Source organism: Flavobacterium aquidurense (assembly GCF_001404985.1).
Lineage (GTDB): Bacteria > Bacteroidota > Bacteroidia > Flavobacteriales > Flavobacteriaceae > Flavobacterium > Flavobacterium aquidurense_B.
Map to the genome: position 1 here is coordinate 211,830 of NZ_JRLF01000009.1, position 22,530 is coordinate 234,359.

Sequence of the window (22,530 nt, forward strand, 5' to 3'; positions counted from 1 at the left end):
CTTAACATCTGATTAATTTTTTCACAAATTTACTACATCGATTTCTGTTCCTATATACACCAATACCTTTTTTAACACTTTGTATCCTAAATCCTCAATAGCATCTTGATATTCTTGAATTTGCTGTGTATATTTCGGATTTATTGCACCAGTCTTGTAATCTAAAAGATATGCTTCTTTATTTGAGGTAAGAACAATTCGGTCAGGCTTTAAAATCCTTCCTTCTTTCTGAACAATTGTCTGCTCATTTAAAACCTTAAAACTCCCATCAAAACAATCAGCTAATTCAGGGTGATTTACAATTTCATGAAGCGATTTTAATACCAAATCTACCTGATCAATTTTAATCAAACCATTTTCGATTGCTTTTGTAATCGCCAAATCAATATCTGATTTATCCTTAATAAATGCCAAAATCTCATGAACTATATTCCCGTACGCAATTGCCTCTTGTTGATGGGTTCCCCACATTAAAGATTCTCGTTGTGCAATTTTGATATTTTTTGGATTTAGAACTTCCGAAACAACAGGAATTGTTTTTATCAAATCCACAGATTTCTCATCTTTAGAAAGTCTGTTTTTATTTCCAAATTCATATTCTAATTTATCAGGATCAAAAACGCCTTGATGAATTAAATATTTAATAAAAAATGAAGCCATATTATTTGGAAACTTACCATCTTTTCTTTCCTTTAAAGATTGCGAAATAACATATAATTGTTCTTCTGCACGTGTTAATGCCACATACAAAACATTAATATTATCCAGCAATTCTTCTTGTTTTTTTAAATTAAAAACAGCAGATGCACTTTCGCCAAAACCTTCAACGGCACTGCTATTATCAATTAAAGCTTTTGGAACATCCAAATCAACATCGTCAGTATCTAACCATAATTTATCTTTTGGTTTTCGATTATAATCTTCTTCAGCAAAAGGCATAATCACAACTGGAAACTCCAATCCTTTTGACTTGTGAATTGTCATAATTCGCACTGCATTATTGCCTTCCGGAGAAGGAATACTGAATTTCTCTGCGTTTTTATCCCAGTAACTTAAAAAATCAGCGATTCCTGCCTGATTTCTAATATCTCGCTCCAGAACAATATCCAGAAAAAATTGTACATAAGCATTTCCTTCTGCAAGAGGTACGAATTTGGAAATGATTATTTCCACTGCTTCATAAAGCGATTTTTTTCGAATATTTTCAAAAGAAAGCGAAACATCAAAATTCAAAAGCCATTTTTCAAAATCAACTTCCAATCTTTTTGACATTCCATCAGCTATAAAATCATGAACAGGTATTTGAATCTCCTTGTTTGAAGCTAAAAAATGCAGAAAATTAGCCTTTGATTCCAGATCAGCACTATTGTTTAAATATTTCAACAGATGAACTATCAAACGAACTTCGGTAGCATTCTGAATCATCAATGTTTCTGACGATAAAAGCGGAATGTTTTGTTCTGTCAGGTAATTAGCAATTGCAATTCCCTGATCCCTTTTTCTGGTCAGAATAACAATATCCCGATACAAAAAGCCTTCACGAACCACATTCTGAATTGTATTTAAAGTCGCCAAAACATATAAATCTGATTTTTCTACAACTTCTTCCTCATCAGCAAAATCACTTTTTTCGATTATTGGAAGAAAAGAAATATTTACATAACCGCCTTTTTTTGAATTTGAGTTTTGAAAACTATGATTCTCATATAAATTTTTATAATCATCATTTGAAAATTCAGTTGAAATCAATTTAAAAAAGGCATTATTAAAATCAATTACTTCACTATAACTTCTATAATTTGTATCTAAATGCTTTATTACTTTTTCAGGATTATTAAAAGGATTTAAACCTTTACTCAATTCTATAAATTGTTCTGCTTTACCACCTCTCCATCGATAAATAGATTGTTTAGGATCTCCTACAATCATCAAGGTGCCTTTATTTCCTAAATCATCCAACCCGGAAAGTGAATTATCAATTAACGGAATCAGGTTTTGCCATTGCATCTCAGAGGTATCCTGAAATTCATCAATAAAAAAATGACGATAGCGCTCCCCAATACGTTCATAAATAAAGGGCGCAGGCTGGTTTTGAATTTCGCGATGAATAATAGCATTAAATTCAGAAATAGATAAGATATTTTGTTCTGACTGAATTTTAGCCAGCTCATTACTAACGGTATTCAATAAAGAAAGCGGCGTTATATTTTTTAAAAATGCTTTATAAAAATCCCTTTTCTCAAAATTTTTATAAATTTTTTCTAAAATCTGAAGCAGTTCCGGAATTATATTTTCTATTAACGCTCTGTCTTTTGCTGTTTTATTGATTGCAATATCCTCAAATTCATGAAACGTTTTATTTCTGGGATTAAACTTCCCATCACGAATACTTTCCAAATGATTAGGAAAAGTACCTCGCGAAAATGATTTTAAATCTATTCCGTTCTTATCAATTAAAGCAAGTGCTTCAGTAGCCAAAGTTTCATTTTCAGTTTCCAGCTCTTTACAAAGAGCAAGCATTTTCTTTTTTATAACAACAAACTCCTCTATAGACTTATCTTGAAAATGAGAAATCTCATTTCGGTTATTCTCATTCAAAACCAATCTTCCGGTATCCAAAATTTCACGTGAGATATCCCAACTTTTATCATCGTCGGTTTTTTCCATCGTAAAATCAATCAGTAATTTAGTCAGAGTTTCATCCTGTCCGGCTTGTGCAATAATAGCGTCAACAGCTTCTGTCAATAAATTTTCAGTATCTAAAGTCACCTCAAAAGTCATTGGTAAATTCAGATCATGTGCAAAAGCACGTATTACCTTATGTGTAAACTTATCGATTGTAGAAATATCAAATGCAGCATAATTATGAATAAGATGCTTTATAATATTTTGTGATTTAGTCTTGATTTTAATAATAGAAAGTCCTGTATCACGGGACAAATCCTCCATTAAATCCATTGCTTTTGAAGAAGGTTCTTCTTTTGTAAACTCAGATAAACTTCCCACAATTCGGCTTTTCATTTCATGAACCGCTTTATTGGTAAAAGTTATGGCAAGGATATTTCGATACGCGTCATTTTTAGGAGAAGAAAGAATAATTTTTAGATATTCTTTCACCAAAGTATAGGTCTTTCCTGAACCTGCAGAGGCATCATAAAGGGAAAAGGACGGACTTTGCATAACTTTAGTTTTATAATGTAAAAATAGCACAATAAATATTAAACCCCAATTATACAAAATTCCAAATTCCAATATCTACCTGCAATGAATGCATCAAATATTGGAATTTGGAATTTTTTATTGGAATATTTTAAATAATTATGCTGTTTTAGGAAAAGCTCTTTTATTAAAAACCAGCAAAATCCCAACTCCTGTAGAAATTGCCATATCAGCAACATTAAAAATAGCATTAAAAAAAGAAACTTCTTCACCTCCCCAGATTGGAAACCAGCCTGGCAAAGTACCTCTCCAGATCGGGAAATAAAACATGTCAACTACAAGACCATGAAACCATGTTCCGTAAGGTTCCGGAGAAAAAATAGTAGCAAGATTACCATGACTTCCGTCAAAAATAACACCGTAAAAAACAGAATCGATTATATTTCCGGCAGCTCCAGCAAAAATAAGGGCAATTGCCACTATTAAATAAGTAGAATGACGTTTCTTGATAGAATCAGACAACCAATATGCAATCCCGAATACAGCGAAAATTCTAAATACGGTTAAAATTAATTTACCATATTGCCCCGGTATTTTTGTACCCCAAGCCATTCCTTCATTTTCAATAAAATGAATTCTAAACCAATCAAACACAACTACCTCCTCACCTAAAACAAAATTTGTTTTTACATAGATTTTCGAAAGCTGATCAACAATTAAAACTAAAAATATAAGGAAATACGCTTTTGGTAATGACATTTTATTAAAATTTGATGGGGCAAAAGTAACAATTTAATCAAAAAAAACGCTCCTAAAGGAGCGTTAATCTTTTCTGGTACTAAACCAGGTTGTATTATATCAGCTTTATTCTGCTTATGCAAAGTCTATTTTTTAACATTTTGCTGAGCAGGTGTCTTTGGCGCATCACTAAAAAACTCAGAAATAGACTTAAGCAAGCCTTTTCCCTCTTTTCCGGCAGCAGCTTTTTTAGCTTCAGCTTTTTTTATATCCGCTTTAAATTTAATGCGAATTTTTTCAAAATCTTTCATTTTACTCTCTACATCAGAATTTACATCTTTGAATTTCAATACTTTAGCCATAGTGTAAGTTTTTTATGTTAAATAAATAAATTATTAATGATTTGGTATTACAATGATACATAATTTAATTTATATTTGTTAAATAAAATTAACACTTGTTTAGATTAAACAACAACATTCTCTACCAATAAACATCAAAATGAATTAATTTTAACAGTCCCCTCTAATCCTACAAATATGAATGAAATTACATCTACCCTAAATGATTTCTTAGTTACTACAAAATCCTCTGCTGCATTAATCATAAATGGAAAAGGAAAATTAATCACATCACTACATATAGATTACGCAGACAGCGTTGCCGCAATGAGTGCTGCAATTTTATCAATGAGCGAAAAATTCTTAATTGATTTAGACAAAGGCGCTTTAAAACAACTTTTTTTAAAAACCTCAGAAGGAGTTGTTATTGGAAATAAAATAAGCGGCACCAACTTTATAATTGCATTTTCAAAAGACGGCAGCAATCTGGGTCTGTTAATGCGATCCACCGATGAAGTAGCCTCAGAATTGAGTAAAAATTCCCTATTAAAATAACATAAATCTATTAACACCAAATACCACAAACTATGAGTAATGATTTTTTAAACGTTTTTTTAAATGAAATTAAAACTAACGTAAACGGCTTTATAGCTGTCGCAGTAACCGAAATTGAATCTGGATTAAGCTTTGGAAACCTAACTGTTGACCCTTCCTTTGATCCTGAATTGGCAGCGGCGTACAATCTTGAAGTTGTTAAAGCAAAACTGAGCGCAGTAAAAGCCTTAAACCTGAATCAGGATATTGAAGATATTTTGATTACACTTTCGAATCAAATTCATATTATTGACATTTCACCAAACAAAAAATTCATGATCTATCTTGCAGCAGATGCGAGTAAGGCAAATTTAGGAATGACAAGAGCCGTTTTAAGAAAACACAAATTAGAATTAGAGAAAAACTTAGCTTAGTTTTTTAGTTTTATTTTTTAATTAGAGCTATTTTTCTATCAAGATAGTTCTAATTAAAAAATATTTACGTCGCCCCAAATCGACTATATTTTTCTTCTTACAAAAAACAGCCTTTTAATTCCATTCTGTTTTTTCGAATTATAATCAAATTCTTTCAAATGATTATTAGTTTGCCTGAATCCTTTTCCACAAAACATTAAACAAAAAAAACGCCCCTAAAAGGAGCGCTTATTTCAATCAAATATTGTTTATCGTTGCAAGTTCTTCGCTTCGATACTCATTGTAGCGTGAGGAACGATTTTTAGCCTTTCTTTGCTAATTAATTTCCCTGTTACTTTACAAATACCATATGTTTTATTTTCAACACGGAATAAGGCGTTTTTTAGATCGCGTATAAACTTTTCCTGTCTGATAGCTAACTGTGAGTTTGCTTCTTTAGACATTGTTTCGCTTCCTTCTTCAAATGCTTTAAAAGTTGGAGAAGTATCATCTGTTCCGTTATTCAAATCATTCATGTAAGCACTTTTTATTAAATCCAGATCGGCTTGTGCTTTTTGTATTTTATTTTGAATTATTTCTTTAAACTCTGCTAAATCTGCATCAGAGTATCTTGTAATTTCATCTATCATTTTATATTTTATTTTGAAATTAATATCATTGTTTTAATATCATCAAATTCAATTTCTGTGCCGTTTTCTAAGGCGTCAACAAAAATCAATTCATCTGTTAATGTTTCAGACTTAATATAGTCTTCATTTTTCAGAATTGCTTCTTCTAAGATACCGCTTCGTTTTATTTTTACTTTAATTTTATCAGTAACTTCAAATCCAGAATCTTTACGGATATTTTGAATTCTATTTACTAATTCTCTAGCGACACCTTCGTTTTTCAATTCTTCAGAGATCGTTATATCAAGCGCAACTGTTATTCCGTTTGAGTTTGCAACCAACCAGCCTTCAATATCCTGAGATGTTATTTCGACATCTTCTAGTGATAAAGTTACATTATTTCCAGCAATAACAATATCTAACGTTCCTTGCTTGTCCAACTGATTAATCTGATCTGCCGTAAAAGATTGTATTTCTTTGGAAATCAGACCCATATCTTTACCAAAACGCGGTCCTAATGCTTTAAAATTAGGTTTAATTTGCTTCACTAAAATACCGGAATCATCATCTAAAAGTATGATTTCCTTAACGTTTACCTCCGCTTTTACAAGGTCTGAAATAGCCTCAATTTCGGCTCTTTGATTTTCGTCAAGTACCGGAATCATTACCTTTTGCAAAGGTTGACGCACTTTAATCATTTCCTTTTTACGAAGCGATAAAACCAAAGATGAGATGGTTTGCGCCTTCTGCATTTTGCTTTCTAACGTTTTATTAACAAAGTTTTCGACAAATTTTGGAAACTCTGCCAAGTGAACACTGCTATATTGCTCGGATTTTGTCGAAGCTGTCAAATCTCGGTACAATTTATCCATGAAAAAAGGAGCGATTGGAGCGCTTAATTTACTGATCGTTAAAAGACAAGTATAAAGCGTTTGGTAAGCTGCAATTTTATCATGAGCATATTCTCCTTTCCAGAAACGACGACGACACAAACGAACGTACCAGTTACTCAAGTTTTCCTGAACGAAGTCAGAAATAGCTCTCGCCGCTTTTGTTGGTTCGTAATCTTCGTAACATTCGTCAACAAATTTTATTAAAGAATGTAATTCAGATATAATCCATTGATCGATTTCCGGTCTTTCGTTCAACGGAATTTCCGCTTCAGCGTATTTAAACCCATCAATATTCGCATATAACGAAAAGAATGAATAGGTATTATATAAAGTTCCGAAGAATTTACGACGAACCTCAGCAATTCCGTCAAGGTCAAACTTTAAGTTATCCCAAGGATTTGCATTCATAATCATATACCAACGTGTGGCATCAGGACCATATTCTTCAATGGTTTTAAAAGGATCAATAGTGTTCCCTTTACTTTTAGACATTTTTATTCCGTCTTTATCTAAAACTAAACCATTCGAAACTACATTTTTATACGCTACTTTATCAAAAACTAAAGTTCCGATTGCGTGTAAGGTATAAAACCATCCACGAGTCTGATCGACACCTTCTGCGATAAAATTTGCCGGAAAATCTTTATTCTCGTCAATTTTATCTTTGTTTTCAAAAGGATAATGCCATTGTGCATAAGGCATTGCTCCAGAATCGAACCAAACATCAATTAAATCACTTTCGCGTTTCATTGGTTGTCCAGAAGCCGAAACCAAAGTAATTTGATCTACTACGTTTTTGTGCAAATCAATTAAATCATAATTAGATTCAGACATATTTCCGATTTCAAAACCTTTGAACGGATTTTCTTTTTGAAAACCTGCTTCGATAGATTTTTCGATCGCATTGTACAATTCTTCTACAGAACCAATAAGAACTTCTTCTTTTTTGTCTTCAGTTCTCCAAATTGGCAACGGAATACCCCAATATCTAGAACGAGATAAGTTCCAGTCGTTGGCATTTTTCAACCAATTTCCAAAACGTCCTTCACCAGTAGACTTAGGCTTCCAATTGATAGTTTCGTTCAGGTCGAACATTCTATCTTTTACATCGGTTACTTTAATGAACCAAGAGTCTAGTGGATAATATAATAACGGCTCATCAGTTCTCCAACTGTGTGGATAACTATGTACGTATTTTTCAACCTTAAAGGCTTTATTTTCTTCTTTTAATCGAATAGCAATTTCAACATCAACAGAACGCTCTGGCGCCTGTCCTGCATCATAATATTCGTTTTTCACGTATTTACCGGCCAATTCACCTAAATGCGAAGTAAACTTTCCTTGTAAATCTACTAATGGAACTGGGGTTCCGCTTTCGTCAAGAACCAACATTGGCGGTACTTCCGGCTTAGCTTCTTTTGCTACTTTAGCATCATCAGCACCAAAAGTTGGAGCGGTATGTACAACTCCGGTTCCATCCTCTGTAGTAACGAAATCTCCAGCAATTACTCTAAATGCATTTTCAGCATTTTGGTAAGGTAATACGTAAGGTAATAATTGTTCGTAACGAATTTCTACTAAATCAGCTCCTTTTGCTTCTGCTAAGATTTTGTATGGAAGTTTTTTATCTCCTTCTTTTACATTATCAAAGTCAGAATCGTCTTCACTTAAGAAAAATCCTTTACTGAATTGTTTTCCAACTAAATTCTTAGCCAAAACAACATTGATTGGCTCAAAAGTATATTGATTGAATGTTTTTACTAAAACATAATCGATTTTTGGTCCAACTGTTAAAGCGGTATTCGATGGCAATGTCCATGGAGTTGTTGTCCAGGCTAAGATGTGGATATCACCAAAACCTTGCAAAAAGCTTGGTAGCGTTTCCGGCAAAGTTTTGAATTGTGCTACAATCGTAGTATCTGTAACATCTCTGTAAGCTCCAGGCTGATTTACTTCGTGAGAAGACAATCCTGTTCCTGCTTTTGGAGAATAAGGCTGAATTGTGTATCCTTTGTACAACAAACCTTTATCGTAGATTTGTTTCAAAAGCCACCAAACAGACTCCATATATTTTGGTTTGTAAGTAACATACGGATCTTCCATATCTACCCAATATCCCATTTTTTCGGTCAAATCATTCCATACGTCAGTATAACGCATTACGGTTTTTTTACACGCTTCGTTATATTCTTCGATAGAAATTGTTTTACCAATATCTTCTTTTGTAATTCCAAGTTCTTTTTCGGTACCTAATTCTACAGGTAATCCGTGCGTATCCCAACCGGCTTTTCTTTTTACCTGAAAACCTTTTTGAGTTTTATAACGACAAAAAATATCTTTAATCGCACGTGCCATCACGTGGTGAATTCCCGGTAAACCATTTGCTGAAGGCGGACCTTCAAAAAATACGAAAGGCTCTGCGCCTTCGCGAGTTGTTACACTCTTTTCAAATATATTTTCTTTCTTCCAAAAATCAAGTACTTCTGACGCCACTACAGGCAAGTCAAGTCCTTTGTATTCAGTAAATTTTGTGCTCATTTTATCCTTTTCTTAAACGAGGTGCGAAAGTAAGGAATTTTGGATTATTGTCCGCCTATTTATTAAAATTTCACAAACTTTTGTTGAGATAATAGATACAAAAACAAAAGAATTGATTAGTTTCCGGTATTAATCTCAAAAAAATGAGCTAATAAACCTAAAACCAATCAATTCTAATTATTCTCTTTTATTGTTATTGAAGCTTATTTAAATCCTCCAAAATAGACTTCTTTCATGAAAATTCTATTTCCAAAAACAGGATTTATTTCAACTTTTTCACGTGTTTCCTGATAAAAAGTTTCACCATTAAAATCCTCTATTTCATAATTAATCTTATACGGAATTTTTCCTGAATTTAATGTTGCTACCGGGCGATAATCACCAAAAAGCTTTCTTTCGAAAAAACTTTTATTTCCGTTATCAAATTCTGTTTTTTCTGTAGAAACGATATTAAAGTTTTCTTTATCAATAAAAACATGATAATCTGTTTTAGGAATTGTTCTGTTACCGGAACTTAATGTTTTCTCGAAATAATTTAAATGATAACACAATCTTCCTTCGTACATTTCATCTTCAAGAACTTCAAAATTATTCCATAAATCCAATCTTAGATCTGTCAGGAAATTTATTAAGTCAACATTTCTTGATAAATTATTGTAATCATAAGCTGTCGATTTAGCCCATTTGGCATTTAGACCGCTTTCGCGATCATCATGAGTCCAGGCTTCTGCCCCGTTTACAATTTCATAATAGGTTTCGGGCATTTTTTTCTTCAGAAGATAATTTGATGTAGTGGCCCACTTTTCTTCTGTTTGAGGCATATTATTTCCTTCTATAGAAAGCTTAGAAAAAAAATGTGCTTTCTCTACTTTTTTCAAAGCCTGACTTCCTCCTAAATTATCAACAACTTTTGCCAGCAAATTAGCATTTAACTGATACGGTATCGAGTCAAGCAAATTAAATCTTTGTATTTTAGATTTTTCCAATCTTGCTTCACGATTCGATTTTTCGGTTTCCCACTCTGCATCTTGTTGCGCTATTTTCTCAAAAAACGCCAATCTCAGCTCTTCTTTTTCTTCCGCAATTTTGACACCTAATTTTTTAAGATCAGCAAAACGGGTGGTATGACTTCTTATCTTTTTATCTGCAAAATATCCGTTATTAACTCTTTTAATGATCGAAGATCCTCTTGAATCCTGTTTATCGTTTTCAACAAGCAAATTGGCATACATTAATGCTTTTTCTTTATTTTCGAGCATGAAGTAGGTTTCTGCTAAGTTGTTTGTTACGATAAACCGAATATTTTCGTTTGCAGGAGAAGGTGGATATTTCACCAATAAACTTTCCAGATATTGTAAATGTGGCGTTAGCAATTTTTCATCCAAACCTTTTTCGAGTGTCACTTTGGCCATTTGAGCCGTAATTTCGTTCTCAAATGCTAACATTTGATTGTATTCAGAATGCCCTTTTGAAGTAACAAACTCAAATCTTTCTTTAGATTCATCGATGGTATATCCTAATTTATAATTTAGATAATTCTGAATTCTGTCGACAGAACTATAAATTACATGATCTATACCTAATTCTTCTGCCGTATAATCACCGTCTTTTTCAGCTTGTGCACTTCTTTTATTACTTAGCTCAACAGCAAGTTTTACATTACCTTTTTCATACGAACCTCCAACTATATGCGATTCAATACTATTAAAATCCTGAGTAAATAAAATTTTATCACCACACTTAGCATCAACTTTTATTCTTACATCATAATTAGAATAAACCTGAAATTGCCAGCTATTCTTTTTTTTATCAAACGTACTATCAACTTTCGTTGCATTAAATTTAGGCAATGCAATAGTTAAGTAAATTTTTAATTTTCCGTTTGCAGGATCTTTTATAAAGCCATCGATATTAAAATATTTTTTCTTTAAAATAATTTCCTCTTGTATCAACTCTTTATCCATTTGATAAAAAGTAGTTTGAGTCAAGGCATTATCAAGAACAGGAAATTCTGAATATTTTATTACTGGTATATAAAATTTCTTCTTTTTTGAGCTTATTTTTTCTTGTGCCTGAATTGAACCAATTACAAGCAAAGCAATAAAGAGTACTATTTTTTTCATAGGCAAAAAAAAGGCCATCAGAATCAAATCCTGATGGCCTCTCTGTATTTATTATTATTTCTTATTGAAGATTTGAATAGATTTATCAGACACATAAAAAATATTTTGTGTTGCAGGATCTATTTCATAAAGTGGTTTGTTGTTGTTGAAAATAATTTTATCAACTTCAACTCCGTCAGCTTTACTTACTTTAACCAGAATTTTTTCTCCAGTATCCGCTTTTGCAAAAATATACGAGTAATCTCTGTTTTGTTTCATTGCATTGAAACGTTTGTCAAATTTAGCTGCTACCAATCCTAAAGCTGCTGAACCGGCTGCCATATTATTAGCTTGTTTCATTTTTGACTTATCTTCTTCTTTAAGAACAGTAGATCTCATGTTTCCGTTAGAATCACGGTATGTCATTGTTAACTCAGAAGCTTGTACAGCACTTACTGCAGAACCAACTCCTAAACCAATACTTCCTGCAATTGCAGCACTTTTAAGTAAACGTCTTGTACCTTCACCCGGTTGTGTGTATATATGGTGGTATTTTACAGTACCATCCATATTAACTCCCATTACCTCAACTGGTCCTGAAAGAACAACTCCCCAAGGAAATAATTCGATACTGTTTAATTCTTTTTCTTTCTTGATGTTTACTTTAGCAAAAGGTTCTGGCTTATCGCTGATGCTTGGATCAAATTTGTATAATTTTTCGTCATTATACACTAAGTATGAATTTGTAGCTTCGTCATAAGTTGGCAAAACCGGACGGTTTTTATCAAAATTGATGTTACGTTTCCAAAGTTTAACTCCGGTTTTATAATCAACCATGTTCCCGTAAGTACCAGTTAAGTACATTACTTTTTCACCTACTTTTCCTAAATAATAAATTGGATCTTCTTTATCATCAGAAATTTCGATAAATTTTTTCCAAAGTTTTTCTCCGTCTTTATTGATCAGCATCATTTCATTTTCTGCAACATATAAGAAATCCTGCTCGATAGGAATTACTCTTTTCAAACCGTCTCCACGTGCATCTTTTTTCCAGATTTTTTCTCCTGTTTTTAAATCGTAGAAATTAAAACCACTATTATGAGCCACTAATAATTTTGTTCCCCAATCTTCTAAATAAACAACTTGTTTTGTTTTGATAGATTCTTTCCAGATACTTTTTCCGTCATCTGTACTTAAAACATTTAGATATTGTTTGTTCGAAAATAAACCTGCAGCATTTACTACAACAATATTTTTATCGTTTTGTGTTTCATAGAATTTTGTATATTCTTCTGCTGCTTTCCAGTTTAATTTTCCAGTCTCTTTATCAAAAGAATACAAATTACCGTATAGTAAATAATAAACTGTGTTACCGTTAATCTTTGCTTTATTAGTATTAGCAGATAATTTCAAAGAAAAGCTAATCATTGCTTTAGCTTTATCAACAGTTGTAGTCCATTTTAGTTCGCCTGTTGCCATATCTAATAAGGCGATTGCCATATCTCCGTCTTTTTTCAAAGTAAGAAGATATTCATTTGTTTCAGGAATAAAATCAGATTGAAATACCCAAAAAGATTCTTTAGAAGAATTGTAAACTACCTTACCTGTATCAGTATTAATAATTAGATACTTTGAATTGATGTAAGCTTCTACATAAGGACTTCCTGAAACAGTTGTTAAATCTCTTTTGTCTTTGAATGCGTTTCCAAAATCCGGATCTGTTAGTATGTCTTTTGAAGTAATTGTTCCAAAATCTTCCTTAGTTAATGTCCAGACAACTTTTTTTGTTTCAGGATCTAAACCTTTTACAGTTCCGCCTTCTTTAAAAACAACAATTCCTGTTATTTCGTTTTGAACAATATCCTGAACATTGTTCTCTGTTGTGATTATTTCGTCATATTTTCTTTGAGCAGTAACCGAAAAGGCAACCAAGAAAAGCAAAATAATCGAAAATGTAATTTTCTTCATAGTCGTTTTTTTCTTTAAAAAAATTAATAATTAAGCTGGGGATCATGTTGTTGAATTAACTTATTAAAAAAAGAATTACCAAAATTTTAATAAAAATTCACTGCGCAAATATATAAAAATAGCATTCAGTTTAACAAAATATTTCCTTAGGAAATTTCAACTATTCATCGTTCTTAAACACCTCTGAATGAAAACTATAACAGCAAATAAAATCTTACTTTTTAGACCGAAAAAGCTTTACTGAAGAGTATTTTTAACAAATCTGTTCTGTCAAATAAGTGAATATATTGGATGACATTACAATAATCGAGAGCAATTTCATTTAATTCAATTAATTATTAAAAGAGAATAGGATTTTTAAGAATAAACACAATTAATGCAAACGTTTTCTACAATCTCATTAAAAATCAAGATGAAATCATTTTTCACATTAATTTTACTATTAATTATTGTAGTTTTATCCAAACTTTTAAAAGAATTATATGAAAACAAAATTACTTATTCTAGCCTTATTCAGTTTAGGCATTGCTCAAAGTCAAAATCTTCTTCAAAACGGTAGTTTTGAACAATTCACCACAGATGTTCCAAATTCGTGGGATATCATAACAGGAACAACATTACAAGAAACTACTACATTTAATCACGGTAATTCAAGCTTAGATGTTTCTCCAGTTGGATTCTTTCCTGTTCAACTTCCTAATGCAAGATTTTCGCAAGATTTTAACGTAACCGATTTAGATACTTACACTTTAAAATTTGATTATTTTATTCCTGGAACAAGTGCAACTAATTACATCAGCAATCTTACATTTGAACTGATACAAAATAATTCTGCAGAAGCTCTTTTTGCACCGGCTCCTTATCCTACAACTGCTATTACTTATGGCGTATGGAAAACAGTTACTTATGATTTTAAAATATCAATGTTCAAAACACAAGTTAATAGTGCTAGTCTTAAACTTTATTATACTGTAAGCATTGATCAAAATTTTTCTGATCACCACGTATACTTTGACAATGTTGTAATAGCTAAAAAAAGCTCGTTATCTACAGTTGATTTCACTAAAAAAAGCAACCCAATTGTCTCTATATCTAAAGATGCAATAACACTAAACAGCGACTACAAAAACTCGTCTTATGTAATTTATTCTATAGATGGAAAATCAGTGAAAAGAGGAAAAAATTCTTCTGAAAGCATTGAACTTTCAGGATTAGCTACAGGAGTTTATTTTTTAAAATTAGAAGATGTAAGCGCATCTGTTAAATTTGTAAAACAATAATCAACTATTATTTTATCATAAAAACGGGCTTAATTTATAATCTAAATTAAGCCCGTTTCTTTATTTATATTTAAGAACTAAGAAAATATTTCTTTTAAAACATCTAAAGACTTGGGCTTTTTAAATCCGTCTAAATGAAAACTATAATAATCAATTATAATTTTCAATAGAATTTGTCTTTCGGTTACATTAAAAACTTTGTGGGTATTATCAAATTTTAAATCGATTAGTTTTTTAAATAGATTTGTTTCGTGTTCTGTAAGGGAGCTCAAACCATGAAAAAGCGTAAAAACACCATCATTCATTTCGAAATAAGGCAAATCAATCTCTGAAACATCCGGATAAAAACCCAGATACTTTGTAATTTCTAAAAGTAAGATTAAATGAAAATTAGAAATTTCATCATGATGATCGAGCCACGTCAATGCTGTTTCTAAAAAAATAAAAAGCGATTCGTTCTTTTCCTCTTCCTGAATTGAATAATGAAGCATCTCAGACAAAAACATAACCATTGTGCTCTTTATAATATCAGTATGAATACTTTGAAAGTGAACTGCCGCCTTAATTTCTTTAAAGTTCTCTAAAGTCCCTTTATTTTTATGTACAGCTTCGATTTCGAGAATTGAAAATGGCTGAAAATAAGCAATTTTCTGACTTGCTTTTCGACTTGAAAACGCATCGCGTACAAAGTAAGATTTTAAACCATTTGAAAGCGTAAAACATTTTACAATCAGGCTTTTTTCCTGAAATTTCAATGACGATATTACGATTGCTTTGGTTTTGACTAACATATAGTCGGAATTTGCTTTTTATTGTTTTTAAACCTGTCCAAAAATCTTTTCTCTACAAAAAACCAGGACATAATTGCAAAGAAAAAAGTAATCAAAATTACAGCAAATGACATTATAAAAGGATTATATCTTTCGAATAAATTATATTGTCTGAAAAGCTGAATAATTGGAAAATGATAAATATAAAGACCATATGTAAAGTCGCCATATTTTCCGAAATTGTTTAAAAAAGAAAGATTATAAGCTGCAATTATAATAATTAGACCAAATGCCGCAGGATAAAGAAAACCCAATGGAAGACCGGATAAATAATACCCTGTTAATACAATAACAGATGATAATATAAGTATTACTTTGTTTTTCATAACGAAATCAAAATTAAGGAACATAAAGATTCCCATAACAAAATAAGACAAATAACCTGGTAATTGTTTCGCTAATACAGGCATATTTAGGTAATCATTTAATACAAACCAATATATTAATGATAAAACATAAAGAGTTATTAGTATAAATAATGGCATTCTGGATTTCTTAATTGCATAAAAAATCAAAGGCAAAATAATATAAAAACCTTCTTCAACTTTTAATGTCCATAAGGCTCCATTTACAGAACAAAGGAGATTATTATCAAAAAGTCCGGGCAAGCAAGGATGTATAAAATTCAAAAAGACTAAATTCCATCCCAGGTATTTGTAAACATTACTATCTGCAAAATATTCTACAAAACTATAACTGCTAAAAAAAGCAAAAATTACAGTCGAAAATAAAATAACAACAATATATGCAGGCAAAATTCTTTTAGCTCTTTTGATAAAATATTCTTTTAATGAAGGCGTATTTGCATAACTCTTAGCTACCAAAAAGCCACTTATAATAAAGAAACCTTTTACTCCTATAATTGCATTAGAAAAATAAGATAAAAATGCCAGATTATTATTTTGAGATAACTCACAAAGATGTGCCAATAGAATATTCGCAGCAAAGAAAAAACGTAAAAAGTCGAAGCAATTTTTATTATTCATACCTGAGTTAAACTTATCGAATAATCATTACTTTTTTAACTTTGGTTTCGCCCCCATCCTGAGCCGAAATAAAAATCATATAAACTCCCGAAGCTACTTTATATCTTCCAAAAGCTGTAGTATCCCATTCTATTGTACCACCTTCTGAAGTTGTTTCATAAACAAGATTACCTTCAATATCAGTTATTTTAATATTTGCTTTATCCAGTAAACCAGCAACTTTTACAGTTCCGGAAAACTCAGGACGAACCGGATTTGGATAAACATACACATCGTTCAAATTTTCATTAGCTCCAGTTGATGTTCCTTTAAAAGAAATCAATCCCTTATCTGTCGCAATAAAAACTTCTCCTGTTGTATTGTCAATATCAATATCATTTATAGTATTACTAGGCAAAGGCGAATTGTTTATCGTAAAATGGTATTTAGTTTCCTGTCCGTTAGGAGAAACCATAAAAACACCGGAATCAGCTGTTCCAATCCATTTATTATTTGAGCCGTCAACCACAATATCCGTAATAAACTGTTCGTATAATAATTCTTGTGCCAATCCATCTTCAACAATAATAATTGGTTTTGTAGTTAATTGGCTTTCCGTTTGAAAACTATTTACACTAGACAACACTCTCAATCCTTTTGTTGTTCCTATCCAGAGCTGACCATTATTATCCGGAGTTGCCACACGTGCATCTATAAAAGGAAGATTACCGGTATCTGCTCCAGATGTGATTTTTTTGATAACATTTCCTTTTTCATTAAATCCTATGATCCCACTATTATACGTTGCCATCCATTTTGTCCCATTTTTATCAATAGACATTCTTCCAAAAGGACAACTTGAAACATTTGCTATTACGGATTTTGTCGAAAAAACCTGCCAATCTCCATTTGGCTTAAGCACTTTTATTCCGTTATCAACCAAACTATTATTCATCCATAAATTTCCGGACTTATCAAATACCATCCCGTTAACCCAAATATCCTGAGTACCAGGAACAGCTTGTAACGAACTGTTTGCAGTACCATATAAATGAGTTGGCACATCATTTTCGACTTTTAATAAACCTGCATCAAAAGAACCTATATAAACTTTTTTTTCGTTTGACGGATCAACCGCAATTCGTACCAGAGATTTTGCCCCCAAAACTTTGTCATAAGGAATATTCAGCCATGAGTTCTGACTAAATTTACTTATTCCGTAACTATCTTTTGGGTATGGATTATAAACTCCGGAGTAATCTCCGTAAACGGCCCATAATGAATTTGATGTAGTCTGAATAGCAAAAAGACTATTTCTTGAAGGTCCACCCGGACTAATATTTTCGAAAGTAGAAGAGCTTGATAACGCCGACGAGAACAATCCTTTATCTTTTGTCCCTATATAAAGTAAATCGCCAATAATTGTTGCGCAAGAGAAACTCAATGTATTGTCTAAGACCTGAGTGTTTGTAATTTGACGATTTAAAATCATCTGATTATTGTATACAAAAACGGTGTTTGGTGTTGTAATCAATAAAGTATGATTTACTGCACGCATATCTGTCGATGCCTGCGAAAGCTGCAAAAATCCAACAAATGTATTTGAATTGTAACGATGAATATATCCTCCTGAATTTATTGCAATAAGTTCTGAATCTAAAGTTTCGACACTTGACCAATTTCCTGAATTTACTAAAATCCATTGGTTAAAATCAATTAGATTTGCATTCGTACTATTTGCTTTCCTAATTCCGTTTGAAGTTGCTGCATAAATAAATCCGTCAAAATAAGCAGTTTGTTTTACACTAATTTCTGCACCATTATCTCCAATAAAATAGGTGTCTCCAAATTTTGAAGTCGTTAAATTAAATTGTACAATTCCAAAATCGCAGGAAACATAAACCAAACCATTATGCTCCATAAAATGATTGATTCTTTTAAGGTTCGTTGGCAATTGTTTGCTAATGATATCGACTACTTTTAAAATACTTCCATCAGTTTCATTGACCACAATCATTAAGCCATTTTCATACCCTATTATAGTTTTCTTAAAGCCTTCACTATGATATAAGGCCGAAATAGTCTGACCTGAAAGTCCATCGACTGTAGTTGTGGTTTTGACTGCATTTGTCGCTGCATTTTTTGAAAACAAAGCGTTTTCTGAAGCTGCAAAAACTGCTGTTGAAGATTGTGAAATATCTTTTATTTCATTAAACGAAAAATAACCCTGCCAGGACAATTTATTCTGAGCGAAACTAAATTGACACAACACTAAAAACAAAATATACAGAAAGCTTTTCTTCATTAGTTTGATATATTCGGATAGACAAATATACTACAAACGAAAGTATTTGAATTTCGTTCTGTATAAATAAAAAATGCCTTCAAAAATCTTTTCAAAAAGATAAATGAAGGCATCTAAAAATTGTAACTAAAACTTATACTACACCCTGAGCAAGCATAGCATCGGCAACTTTAACAAATCCGGCAATGTTAGCTCCTTTTACGTAGTTTACATAGCCATCTTCGCCCATCCCGTATTTTTTACATTGGTTGTGAATTCCAACCATGATATCTTTTAATCTCAAATCAACTTCTTCACTAGTCCAGTTTAAACGAATTGAGTTTTGTGTCATCTCTAATCCTGATGCAGCAACTCCTCCTGCATTTGCAGCTTTACCCGGAGCAAAAAGAACTTTATGATCTAAAAACAATTTAATAGCATCTAATGTAGAAGGCATATTTGCAGCTTCAGTTACACATAAAACACCGTTATCAATTAATTTTTTAGCATCTTCTCCAGTTAATTCATTTTGGGTAGCGCATGGAATAGCAATATCAACTTTTACTTCCCAAGGGCTTTTTCCTTTATGAAAAACAGCATTTGAATATTTTTTAGTATAAACTTCGGCTCTGTTATCACCTGTCGCTCTCATTTCGACCATGTGCTCGATTTTCTCTCCAGAAATTCCTTCTTCATCATAAATATATCCATCAGGTCCTGAAATAGTAACTACTTTTCCGCCTAATTCATTTATTTTAAGGGCAACTCCCCAAGCTACATTTCCAAATCCTGAAATTGCTACTCTTTTACCTTTTATTTCGTGGCCAATAGTACGAAGCATTTGGTCTGTAAAATAAACAACGCCATATCCTGTAGCCTCAGGACGTATTAAAGAACCACCATAAGCAAGACCTTTACCAGTTAAAACACCAGTAAATTCATTTCTGATTCTTTTATATTGACCAAATAAATAACCAATTTCTCTTGCTCCAACTCCAATATCTCCGGCAGGAACATCCAGGTCCGGACCAATATGACGGCATAATTCAGTCATAAATGATTGACAGAAACGCATGATTTCGCCATCAGATTTTCCTTCAGGATCAAAATCAGAACCTCCTTTTCCACCACCCATTGGCAATGTTGTTAAACTATTTTTAAATACCTGCTCAAAAGCCAGAAATTTTAAAACAGATAAATTTACAGTATGATGAAATCTAATTCCACCTTTGTAAGGTCCAATTGCTGAATTCATCTGAATTCTGAAACCTCTGTTTACAATTATCTCTCCTTTATCATCAACCCATGGGACTCTAAAAATTATAGATCTCTCTGGTTCAGCAATTCTTAGAAGTAAATTTTTTCCATCATATTTTTTTCGATCAGCGATAAATGGAATTACCGTTTCTGCAAATTCTCTAACGGCTTGAAGAAATTCTGGCTCGTTTGGATTTTTAGACTCAACAAGAGCCATAAATTCATTTATTTTTTGTTCCATTTTTAAATAAATTATTCAATAATAGTTTATAAACTTTAATCAATTAAACAAGAAAATACGTTTTAAGAAAACGTTTTCGTAATAACACGCAAAGTTAAAACAAAACTGTCATGGTTTGTTATTTTTTTTCGTTTTTCAAACAGAATTGTGTAATTTCTAAACAATACTTAAAATAGGATTTTACAGTTCTCACTTTACATCAAATCACCTTACTTAAAGTCAAGAAATTAAGTCTTTTGTTACTAATTTTTTAATAGACGTATTTTATATTTTGTTTAGACTAGGTTTTTTATATATTTGCCAAGATTTGAAAGCCCAAAAACATGCTCAAACCTATAATCCTAACGTTATTTGCCTATTTTGGCATTACCACAATAGCGAACGCACAATCTGATCTTGCCCAAGAAGTAGGAATAATATTCGGTCCGTCAACTTTTCAATCTGATTATGGTCAAAGAAATAACTTTGACACAAATGTTGGAAATAACGGATTTGGAGTTGGAATTGTTCACTTCATAAACTTTTCTGCCAACAACAACAGAGAAAGTTTTTTTACAGAACACTTCAAAGTTAGATCTGAACTATCTTTCAACCAGACCAAATTAGAACATTTTGGAGAATGGGTTGAATCAGAAAAAAGAAAAAATCTTGTACAACATCTTAGAGCAATGCACGGCACTTCGACTTTAGTAAACCTTGGAGGTCAATTAGAGTTTTCTCCTTTTATGAAAATTCACGATTTCGAAAATACAATAGGTAGCTTTAGCCCATACATAAGTGTAGGATTCCAGGTTAGTTATTACAAAACTAAAGTAGAGTCAAGATTAGGTCAGTTAGGACTTCCTTTAACAACATACCCAAAATACTTAGTTCCTTCTGATGGCCGTCAATATGGTTTTTCAAGCGAAAACGGTATTGTTTTATCAGGAACTGTTGGCGTTGGAGTACATTATAAAATGACTACAATGAGCGATTTAATGTTCGAAGCCCGTTATCAGGGTTACAATTCTGATTGGGTTGATGGTTTAAATCCAAATAAAGACATTTATAAAGAAAACAAATCAAATGATTCACAAGTTTGGTTTAATGTAGGATATATTTATTACTTAGAGTTTTAAGTCAATAAACAATGATAAATAAAAAACCCCAATTCTTTCGAGTTGGGGTTTTTATTTTTTATGCTAAAGCCTGTTCTATATCTGCGATTAAATCTTCGGCATCTTCAATACCAACACTTAATCGAACAAGATCATCAGTAATACCAACTTCTGCTCTTTTATCTGCGGGAATTGATGCGTGAGTCATCAAAGCAGGATGATTGGCCAATGATTCAACTCCACCTAAAGATTCTGCCAAAGTAAAAACTTTTAACTTTTCTAAAAACGCAATAGAATCTTCTTTTTTACCTGATTTAAAAGTAAAAGAAACCATTCCGCCAAAAGCTTTCATTTGCTTTTTAGCAATTTCATGATACGGATGACTTTTTAATCCCGGATAATAAACTGTATTTATTTTTGGATGATTGCTTAAAAACTCTACCACTTTTTCTCCATTTTCGCAATGTCTTTGTACTCTTAAAGAAAGTGTTTTGATTCCTCTTAAAACCAAGAAACTATCCATTGGCCCAAGTGTAGCACCGGTTGCAAATTGCTGAAAATGCAATTGTTCTCCTAAAGCTTCATCTTTCACAATCAAAGCTCCTGCAATAACATCAGAATGTCCTCCTAGATATTTTGTTGCTGAATGCATTACAATATCTGCTCCTAAATCAAGAGGTTTTTGTAAATATGGTGTTGCAAAAGTATTATCAACAGCAAATAAAATTTTATGTGCTTTAGTAATTTTTGCAATTTCTTCGATATCAGCTAATTTCATTAATGGATTTGTTGGTGTTTCAACCCAAATCAATTTTGTGTTTTCATTGATTAATGATTTCAATTTTTCAATATCTGTCATATCAACAAAATGAAATTTAATTCCTGAATCTTTATAAATTCGAGAGAACATTCTATATGTTCCACCGTATAAATCATCCATTGCAATAATTTCGTCACCTGCTTTAAACGATCTCAAAATACAATCAGTGGCCGCTAAACCAGATGAAAAAGCCAATCCGCGAGTACCGTTTTCTATACTTGCCAAAGCATTTTCTAAAGCCGTACGAGTTGGGTTCGATGCTCTGCTATACTCATAATCCGCCAAAGGTTTACCGGGACTTGTTTGTATAAAAGTTGAAGTTTGATACACCGGAGGCATAACAGCTCCTGTACTTGGATCATGATGTTGACCGCCATGTATTACTTTAGTATTGAATTTCATATAGTTACAAATTTTAAATGCTTAAACGTGGTACAAATT

16 protein-coding genes are annotated in these 22,530 nt (G+C 32.0%); 4 read left to right on the forward strand and 12 right to left on the reverse strand.

Annotated elements, in window-relative coordinates:
- Positions 1-21: 21 nt before the first annotated feature.
- The 3 genes from RC62_RS07000 to RC62_RS07010 all read right to left on the reverse strand — a co-directional run bounded on the left by RC62_RS07000 (position 22) and on the right by RC62_RS07010 (position 4,259).
- A complete protein-coding gene (locus RC62_RS07000) occupies positions 22-3,180 on the reverse strand; it encodes a UvrD-helicase domain-containing protein (RefSeq protein WP_055094512.1) in 3,159 nt (1,052 codons plus the stop codon).
- Positions 3,181-3,318: 138 nt separating this feature from the next.
- Positions 3,319-3,918: a lipoprotein signal peptidase gene (locus RC62_RS07005; RefSeq protein ID WP_055093947.1), complete on the reverse strand. Its 600-nt coding sequence runs from the start codon at positions 3,916-3,918 to the stop codon at positions 3,319-3,321.
- A gap of 125 nt (positions 3,919-4,043) precedes the next feature.
- A complete protein-coding gene (locus RC62_RS07010) occupies positions 4,044-4,259 on the reverse strand; it encodes a hypothetical protein (RefSeq protein WP_055093949.1) in 216 nt (71 codons plus the stop codon).
- A 177-nt stretch (positions 4,260-4,436) separates the two neighbouring features.
- On the opposite strand from RC62_RS07010, the gene RC62_RS07015 reads away from it, so the two are divergent.
- Positions 4,437-4,793: a roadblock/LC7 domain-containing protein gene (locus tag RC62_RS07015; RefSeq protein ID WP_055093951.1), complete on the forward strand. Its 357-nt coding sequence runs from the start codon at positions 4,437-4,439 to the stop codon at positions 4,791-4,793.
- A 32-nt stretch (positions 4,794-4,825) separates the two neighbouring features.
- Positions 4,826-5,206 carry a hypothetical protein gene (locus RC62_RS07020; RefSeq protein ID WP_055093954.1) on the forward strand — a complete coding sequence of 127 codons (381 nt, stop codon included), beginning with the start codon at positions 4,826-4,828 and terminating at the stop codon, positions 5,204-5,206.
- Positions 5,207-5,454: 248 nt separating this feature from the next.
- Here RC62_RS07020 and RC62_RS07025 read toward each other — a convergent pair whose 3' ends face one another.
- The 4 genes from RC62_RS07025 to RC62_RS07040 form a co-directional block, all read right to left on the reverse strand.
- Positions 5,455-5,835, reverse strand: a complete 381-nt coding sequence (locus RC62_RS07025; RefSeq protein WP_026983623.1) for a TraR/DksA family transcriptional regulator — start codon at positions 5,833-5,835, stop codon at positions 5,455-5,457.
- A gap of 8 nt (positions 5,836-5,843) precedes the next feature.
- A complete protein-coding gene (gene ileS, locus RC62_RS07030; RefSeq protein ID WP_055093956.1) occupies positions 5,844-9,245 on the reverse strand; it encodes an isoleucine--tRNA ligase in 3,402 nt (1,133 codons plus the stop codon).
- A gap of 203 nt (positions 9,246-9,448) precedes the next feature.
- A complete protein-coding gene (locus tag RC62_RS07035; RefSeq protein WP_055094514.1) occupies positions 9,449-11,368 on the reverse strand; it encodes a hypothetical protein in 1,920 nt (639 codons plus the stop codon).
- 54 nt (positions 11,369-11,422) lie between these two features.
- On the reverse strand, positions 11,423-13,315 hold the full coding sequence (locus RC62_RS07040) for a PQQ-binding-like beta-propeller repeat protein (RefSeq protein WP_055093958.1): 1,893 nt from the start codon (positions 13,313-13,315) through the stop codon (positions 11,423-11,425).
- Between the two features lie 482 nt (positions 13,316-13,797).
- On the opposite strand from RC62_RS07040, the gene RC62_RS07045 reads away from it, so the two are divergent.
- Positions 13,798-14,595: a T9SS type A sorting domain-containing protein gene (locus tag RC62_RS07045; protein WP_055093960.1), complete on the forward strand. Its 798-nt coding sequence runs from the start codon at positions 13,798-13,800 to the stop codon at positions 14,593-14,595.
- 77 nt (positions 14,596-14,672) lie between these two features.
- On the opposite strand, the gene recO is transcribed toward RC62_RS07045, so the two are convergent.
- From recO to gdhA, 4 genes are all read right to left on the reverse strand, one after another.
- Positions 14,673-15,386, reverse strand: coding sequence for a DNA repair protein RecO (recO, locus tag RC62_RS07050; protein WP_055093962.1), 714 nt, complete (start codon positions 15,384-15,386; stop codon positions 14,673-14,675).
- A complete protein-coding gene (locus RC62_RS07055) occupies positions 15,380-16,411 on the reverse strand; it encodes an acyltransferase family protein (protein ID WP_082421237.1) in 1,032 nt (343 codons plus the stop codon). Before RC62_RS07055 ends, recO begins: the two co-directional genes overlap by 7 nt.
- A 13-nt stretch (positions 16,412-16,424) precedes the next feature.
- Positions 16,425-18,695 (reverse strand): T9SS type A sorting domain-containing protein, encoded by a 2,271-nt coding sequence (locus RC62_RS07060; RefSeq protein WP_055093966.1) that lies wholly within the window; start codon positions 18,693-18,695, stop codon positions 16,425-16,427.
- A gap of 133 nt (positions 18,696-18,828) precedes the next feature.
- Complete coding sequence (gene gdhA / locus RC62_RS07065; protein WP_055093968.1) at positions 18,829-20,172, reverse strand: NADP-specific glutamate dehydrogenase; 1,344 nt, start codon at positions 20,170-20,172, stop codon at positions 18,829-18,831.
- Between the two features lie 323 nt (positions 20,173-20,495).
- Between gdhA and RC62_RS07070 the strand changes: the two genes are divergently transcribed.
- Complete coding sequence (locus RC62_RS07070; protein ID WP_055093971.1) at positions 20,496-21,290, forward strand: THC0290_0291 family protein; 795 nt, start codon at positions 20,496-20,498, stop codon at positions 21,288-21,290.
- Positions 21,291-21,348: 58 nt separating this feature from the next.
- Here the strand turns inward: RC62_RS07070 and RC62_RS07075 are convergent, their stop codons facing one another.
- Positions 21,349-22,491, reverse strand: a complete 1,143-nt coding sequence (locus RC62_RS07075; protein ID WP_055093972.1) for a cystathionine gamma-synthase — start codon at positions 22,489-22,491, stop codon at positions 21,349-21,351.
- Positions 22,492-22,530 lie beyond the last annotated feature (39 nt).

What these genes read in the sequence shown, in the direction of transcription:
- recO (WP_055093962.1), bottom strand. Translation starts at nt 15,386, where the DNA reads ATGTTAGTCAAAACCAAAGCAATCGTAATATCGTCATTGAAATTTCAG.
- RC62_RS07015 (WP_055093951.1), top strand. Translation starts at nt 4,437, where the DNA reads ATGAATGAAATTACATCTACCCTAAATGATTTCTTAGTTACTACAAAA.
- RC62_RS07040 (WP_055093958.1), bottom strand. Translation starts at nt 13,315, where the DNA reads ATGAAGAAAATTACATTTTCGATTATTTTGCTTTTCTTGGTTGCCTTT.
- gdhA (WP_055093968.1), bottom strand. Translation starts at nt 20,172, where the DNA reads ATGGAACAAAAAATAAATGAATTTATGGCTCTTGTTGAGTCTAAAAAT.
- RC62_RS07010 (WP_055093949.1), bottom strand. Translation starts at nt 4,259, where the DNA reads ATGGCTAAAGTATTGAAATTCAAAGATGTAAATTCTGATGTAGAGAGT.
- RC62_RS07045 (WP_055093960.1), top strand. Translation starts at nt 13,798, where the DNA reads ATGAAAACAAAATTACTTATTCTAGCCTTATTCAGTTTAGGCATTGCT.
- RC62_RS07070 (WP_055093971.1), top strand. Translation starts at nt 20,496, where the DNA reads ATGCTCAAACCTATAATCCTAACGTTATTTGCCTATTTTGGCATTACC.
- RC62_RS07075 (WP_055093972.1), bottom strand. Translation starts at nt 22,491, where the DNA reads ATGAAATTCAATACTAAAGTAATACATGGCGGTCAACATCATGATCCA.
- ileS (WP_055093956.1), bottom strand. Translation starts at nt 9,245, where the DNA reads ATGAGCACAAAATTTACTGAATACAAAGGACTTGACTTGCCTGTAGTG.
- RC62_RS07025 (WP_026983623.1), bottom strand. Translation starts at nt 5,835, where the DNA reads ATGATAGATGAAATTACAAGATACTCTGATGCAGATTTAGCAGAGTTT.
- RC62_RS07005 (WP_055093947.1), bottom strand. Translation starts at nt 3,918, where the DNA reads ATGTCATTACCAAAAGCGTATTTCCTTATATTTTTAGTTTTAATTGTT.
- RC62_RS07020 (WP_055093954.1), top strand. Translation starts at nt 4,826, where the DNA reads ATGAGTAATGATTTTTTAAACGTTTTTTTAAATGAAATTAAAACTAAC.
- RC62_RS07035 (WP_055094514.1), bottom strand. Translation starts at nt 11,368, where the DNA reads ATGAAAAAAATAGTACTCTTTATTGCTTTGCTTGTAATTGGTTCAATT.
- RC62_RS07060 (WP_055093966.1), bottom strand. Translation starts at nt 18,695, where the DNA reads ATGAAGAAAAGCTTTCTGTATATTTTGTTTTTAGTGTTGTGTCAATTT.
- RC62_RS07055 (WP_082421237.1), bottom strand. Translation starts at nt 16,411, where the DNA reads ATGAATAATAAAAATTGCTTCGACTTTTTACGTTTTTTCTTTGCTGCG.
- RC62_RS07000 (WP_055094512.1), bottom strand. Translation starts at nt 3,180, where the DNA reads ATGCAAAGTCCGTCCTTTTCCCTTTATGATGCCTCTGCAGGTTCAGGA.